A 5,051-nucleotide genomic window follows, 5' to 3' on the forward strand; every position below is an offset into this window, starting at 1 on the left:
GCACATGCAATTTTAGAGTCTGGATATGGAAAATCAGAAATCGCATATCGAAAACACAATTTATTTGGGTTACGCGCGTATGATAAGGATCCGTTTAAATATGCAAAATATTTACCAACCTACGGTGACAGTATTGCTTATAATGCCAATTATGTACGAGAAAGGTATTTAGAAGAAGATGGCATGCATTATAATGGACCAACATTAGCTGGTATGAACGTAAAATATGCATCAGACAAAGGCTGGGCTGGAAAAATTGCAAATATTATGGAACGTATTAAACCTTTCCGTGCAGAAGACTATACATCTGCAAAAAAATTACCTAAGAATCCTGAAACATTAGATGTTGAAGCGTTATCTAATAACATTCCATATAAAATGTATGAAGATGGGACAACAGCAAATGTTGTATCAACAGCTGCTTATTACCATGTACCGTATCCATTTAACTTAAAAATTAAAAGTAAATTAGATGTAGCGGTCGAGGAAAATAAAGTTGGTACAGTAACTCGTGGAAAAAACATCTTTATTTATCGTGAAGATCCAAATGGATGGGTGGAATTCTCTTTTGACACTACTGGAGAAAAATACTGGACATTAAAAAGTAAATTAAGTATGTAATTAGAAAGGTCTCTTTCACTACTCATAATCGTTTAGATTTAAATGACATATAATTATGAGACAAGTTTTTTACTTTTTAAATATAGTTATGTATACAAAAAAGTTAGAGAATTATTTTCTCTAACTTTTATGCGCTAGTACTTCAAATTAAAAAGATGGTGGGGTTACTCCAAATATAACAGTGACTTTGTGTAAAGAAGTGTTTTCCCATTTATGTTTTGCGTATGGTGGGATTTTAACACTATCACCTGGGTTAAGAAGTAAAACCTCATCATTTAGGTATAGTTTTACTTGTCCTTCTATAACAAATGCTATTTCTTCACCTTTATGTGCCATGGGCTCCATAGAAGAAGCGGTTTGAGGTAACAGATTCATTAAAGCTAATTCCAGTGATCCATTCAAATTAGGTGATAATAACTCATACGAAACATTGCCGCTTTCAGGGAAAGTTATTTTTTTTCTTTGATTAGCTCTTACAACTAATTCTTCTGTATTGGTATCTTCTAAGAAAAAATTAAATAAAGCAATATTTAATGCTGCAGAAATTAGTTTTAGTGTTTGTAAGGATGGATTCGTGATTCCTTTCTCAATCTGACTTAACATGGAAGGTGTTATATCAGCTAATTCAGCTAATCGTTTACTAGTTAATCCAGCGCCTTTTCTAAAGGCCATAATTTTTTCACCGATATTAATATTGTTCATATGCGTAATCCCCTTTAAATAAGTGAATAAAATTAAAATTAATTTTATTCACTTATACTAAACATGTTGTTATTATACTTAATTATAATAAAGTATGTTTAATTTTCAAGCACCTGCATAGTTGTGAGAATAGTAAATAAGACGAGAAATGATTGATACTTATTCTTCCATGTGAACTATTAAGTATGATGACCTGATTATATGATTGGATTTATGTATAAGATTTTGGGATTGACAATAATGCAATAGCGGATGGACTGGCATTTAGAATAGCATCTAGGTTTGTAGGGAAAGCGATGGAACCATTTTTAAGTGGGGCTTATACAGTTGGTGATAATCATTTATATAAGCTATTAAAAGAAATAATAGTGGGTAAAGAGAAACCAACAACATTAGCAGGAATGATTAGACCTGTTAAATTGCATAAAAGGGGGAGAGGCTATTTACAAAATAATGATTTAAAACATAAATTGAATTAAGGTACACAAATTGTATAGGGAACAGGAGGCAGTATGATTCCAAAAAAAGTAATGGAAGAATACTATCAAACAAGTTCTTAGTTAATTAAAAAGAAGTTTAAATAAGTAAATGACAATATATGAGTAAACACCAATGCTTTATTATAAAATTTTTTAGGAAGTGAAAACATTATGAAATCAGCTTTAACTAACATTATAATCTCCTTGATTCTTGCAGTAGGAGGGATTATTTCGCTTTTGTTTAATTTAATGGGAGGTCAAGATTGGATCTGGGATTGGTTAGGGCTATTACTGGCATATCTATCTTTAGGTATTTTAATAGGCTTATATAATAAAACTGTGGATCACAAAACATTACCTAGAATACTAAAAAGAATTCTGTTTATTTCCTTTAACGCTACAGTATTAGGAACAATAATAGGGTTAACATGCCAAATATTAGGAAAGGCGAATCTTACTATAATGATGTATTATTGGTTGATAATGTTATTGCTACATTTCATTACTATAATAACATTGGTTATCCTAGTATTTGGACATCAAAATAGTCAAAAATACAGCCTGCTATATACATTTATTGTAATTTTAAACATTTTTCTTACCCTAGGACCAGTATTATATCCTTTGGTTCTAACTATTATAGGAAATGGCATGAATGCTAGTGCAGGACACTAATTTTTACCTATATAGATTATTAAAATAAGTAATCCAAAATTGAGATTTGTTGAGTTAAATAATTTTATAAACAAATATAATAATATAACTAAACAACATAAAGTAGAATAATAGGATAGAAAGAAGATTATAATATGAAAATTAAGCTTAAGAAAAAAAGAATTATAAGTATATTTTTGGCTATTACATTAGTAGCAATAGGGTATTACATGTTTCAATCTATTACGAATCCTAAGCTAGTAAATGCGGAAGAGGTAAACAGTGTTCAACAAGTGAGCAGTCTACCTAAAAATGAATTAAAAAAATCAATATCTAATCGTTTTGATGGTAAAGAAAGAAAAGTTGCATATTTAACTTTTGATGATGGACCAGGAAAATATACAGCTAACCTATTAGATGTATTAAAGAAAAACAATGTGAAAGCAACATTCTTTTTAATTGGCGATAATGTGAAAAGGTTCCCAGATTTAGTGAAACGAGAGCATGTTGAGAACCATTATGTGGGTATGCATAGTATGACACATGATTTTAAAAAGTTATACACCAATCAGGAATATGTTAAGGAAATGAAAGAGGATCAATCTTTAATTAGAAATGTTATTGGAAACTCACCGAAATTAACACGCCCACCATATGGATCAATGCCTGGGTTAAATGAATCACTTCGAAATGAAGTGGTCGGAAATAATTTAAAAGTATGGGATTGGACAATTGATTCTTTAGATTGGAAATACAATAAATTATCCGTTGATGTAGCGTCCGCAAAAATTGTTCAAAATGTCTTAGCAGGTGCGACGTCTTCAAAAGAAATTATTTTAATGCATGATATTCATCCGCAATCTGTTGCGGCAGTTCCAGCAATTATAAAAGGATTAAAAGAAAAAGGGTATGAATTCGAAGCTTATGATGAGAATAATCATTTTTCAATAAACTTCTGGCATGATAAGCGAATATAACAAGTATTTATAATTTAAATGAATGGAATAAGAAATTGATATAGGGTTTAAATATATGTAAGAGCGCGTTGACCTAAATATATAACAACACGCTCTTTTAAAAATTTATTTTTTATTATTTAAATTTAAGTATAGGATTTTTCATTATATAAAAAATAATCAAATGTCCTTTATTTTTATAATTTCAATTACTTAATTACTATATAACAATGAGGTGGATTTAATTGTCGTTTTTAAAAAACAGTAAAATTGGCACAACACTTAACGTAATGGTAGTTATAGCAAGTGTCTCGTGTATCATATTATCTATACTAGGATTTTGGGGCCTTAAAAAAGGGGAGCATGCTTCTACTACTATGTATGAAGATAGTTTATTACCAATTCAGTGGATAGGAGCTATAGAGTCTAATTTTTATCTAATCAATATGAATGTAAAGGAAACGATCCTATCAAAAGATGAAAAACGAATAAAAGAACTTTTAACAGAAATAGATGTGGCTCGTGCAGAAACTGATCAGTTATTAAAGAAGTTTGAGACAAGAGTTAGTTCTAATAGAGAAAAGGAATTGTATAACACATTTTATACAATATTCAAAGACTTAAGAACACAACTGAAAAAAGTGCAAGATTTGGGACAATCTAATAATGAAGAAGCATATGCTTATTACCTAAAAGAGGTTGATCCTAATATGAAAAAGTCAATTCAGGCAATTCGCGAACTTATCCAATTTAATAATAATAATGCAGATCAATTACAAAAAAATAATACTGACAGTGCAACAAATATCATGATGCTGTTTATTAGTATCTCCATTATAGCAATTGCAATTGTTATTTTTATTGGTTATATCATTAAAAGTACGATTAAACAACCAATTGTACTATTAGAAAGAGATATGGAAGGGGTATCTGCAGGTGATTTAACGTTACGTACTTCTTATAAATCAAATAATGAATTGGGAAGCATGGTGAAATCTTTTAATAACATGTTGGATAACTTACAACAATTAATTGGAGAAGTAAAAAACACAACACAGGAGGTTATTTCTTCAACCGATGGGATGTTACAAGATACTAAACGAGCATCTCATATATCAAGTGAGGTTGTTCAAACTATTTCTGAGGTTGATAAAAAAATAGAAGGACAAGTTACTAGTATTCAAGAAAGTGCATCTTCAATGGAAGAAATTGCGACTGGAGTTCAAATAGTAGCTGAATCCTCAGCAACGGTTACAGAAGTGGCTGTCACAACAACAGAACAAGTCAATTCTGGTAGTGAAGTGATAAAACAATCTATACTTCAAATGAATAGTATTCATGAGGTTGTTGAAGAAACTTCTAAAGTAATTGAGAGGCTTGTTACACGTACGCTAGAAATAGATAAAGCTCTGGATGCAATCACTAATATTGCTGAACAAACAAACCTACTTGCCTTAAACGCATCAATTGAAGCTGCACGTGCTGGAGAAAACGGCAAAGGATTTGCAGTAGTGGCAGCGGAAGTAGGAAATTTAGCTGAGCAGTCTAAAACATCTGCATTTGAAATCAATCATTTAATACAAGCCATTCAACAAGATACAAAAGATACAGTTGCTGCAATGCAAAAAGGCCAACAAAA

Annotated in this window: 6 protein-coding genes; 5 read left to right on the forward strand and 1 reads right to left on the reverse strand. The window is 30.6% G+C overall.

The genetic code is table 11. The features are described 5' to 3' along the window. The coding region (locus H6481_RS27785; protein ID WP_182813756.1) for a glucosaminidase domain-containing protein at positions 1-621 on the forward strand (621 nt) is incomplete at its 5' end. 147 nt (positions 622-768) lie between these two features. On the opposite strand, the gene H6481_RS27790 is transcribed toward H6481_RS27785, so the two are convergent. Further along, positions 769-1,323 (reverse strand): helix-turn-helix domain-containing protein, encoded by a 555-nt coding sequence (locus H6481_RS27790; RefSeq protein WP_182813758.1) that lies wholly within the window; start codon positions 1,321-1,323, stop codon positions 769-771. Positions 1,324-1,619: 296 nt separating this feature from the next. Here H6481_RS27790 and H6481_RS29040 point away from each other — a divergent pair, with 296 nt between their 5' ends. From H6481_RS29040 to H6481_RS27810, 4 genes are all read left to right on the forward strand, one after another. Beyond that, entirely contained in the window at positions 1,620-1,802 is a 183-nt protein-coding gene (locus tag H6481_RS29040) for a hypothetical protein (protein WP_259347398.1), read from the forward strand. Positions 1,803-1,973: 171 nt separating this feature from the next. Further along, on the forward strand, positions 1,974-2,477 hold the full coding sequence (locus H6481_RS27800; protein WP_182813760.1) for a DUF3902 family protein: 504 nt from the start codon (positions 1,974-1,976) through the stop codon (positions 2,475-2,477). Positions 2,478-2,611: 134 nt separating this feature from the next. Further along, positions 2,612-3,433 carry a peptidoglycan-N-acetylglucosamine deacetylase gene (locus H6481_RS27805; RefSeq protein ID WP_182813761.1) on the forward strand — a complete coding sequence of 274 codons (822 nt, stop codon included), beginning with the start codon at positions 2,612-2,614 and terminating at the stop codon, positions 3,431-3,433. A 224-nt stretch (positions 3,434-3,657) separates the two neighbouring features. Beyond that, a partial coding sequence (locus H6481_RS27810; RefSeq protein WP_182813763.1) for an MCP four helix bundle domain-containing protein occupies positions 3,658-5,051 on the forward strand: 1,394 nt, incomplete at its 3' end.

The sequence above is a fragment of the Bacillus sp. ME78 genome (assembly GCF_903970865.1).
GTDB lineage: Bacteria > Bacillota > Bacilli > Bacillales > Bacillaceae_G > Bacillus_A > Bacillus_A cereus.

Bases quoted from the DNA above. Each gene is read 5' to 3' on its own strand.
- H6481_RS27805 (WP_182813761.1), top strand. From the start codon at position 2,612: ATGAAAATTAAGCTTAAGAAAAAAAGAATTATAAGTATATTTTTGGCT.
- H6481_RS27790 (WP_182813758.1), bottom strand. From the start codon at position 1,323: ATGAACAATATTAATATCGGTGAAAAAATTATGGCCTTTAGAAAAGGC.
- H6481_RS27800 (WP_182813760.1), top strand. From the start codon at position 1,974: ATGAAATCAGCTTTAACTAACATTATAATCTCCTTGATTCTTGCAGTA.
- H6481_RS29040 (WP_259347398.1), top strand. From the start codon at position 1,620: ATGGAACCATTTTTAAGTGGGGCTTATACAGTTGGTGATAATCATTTA.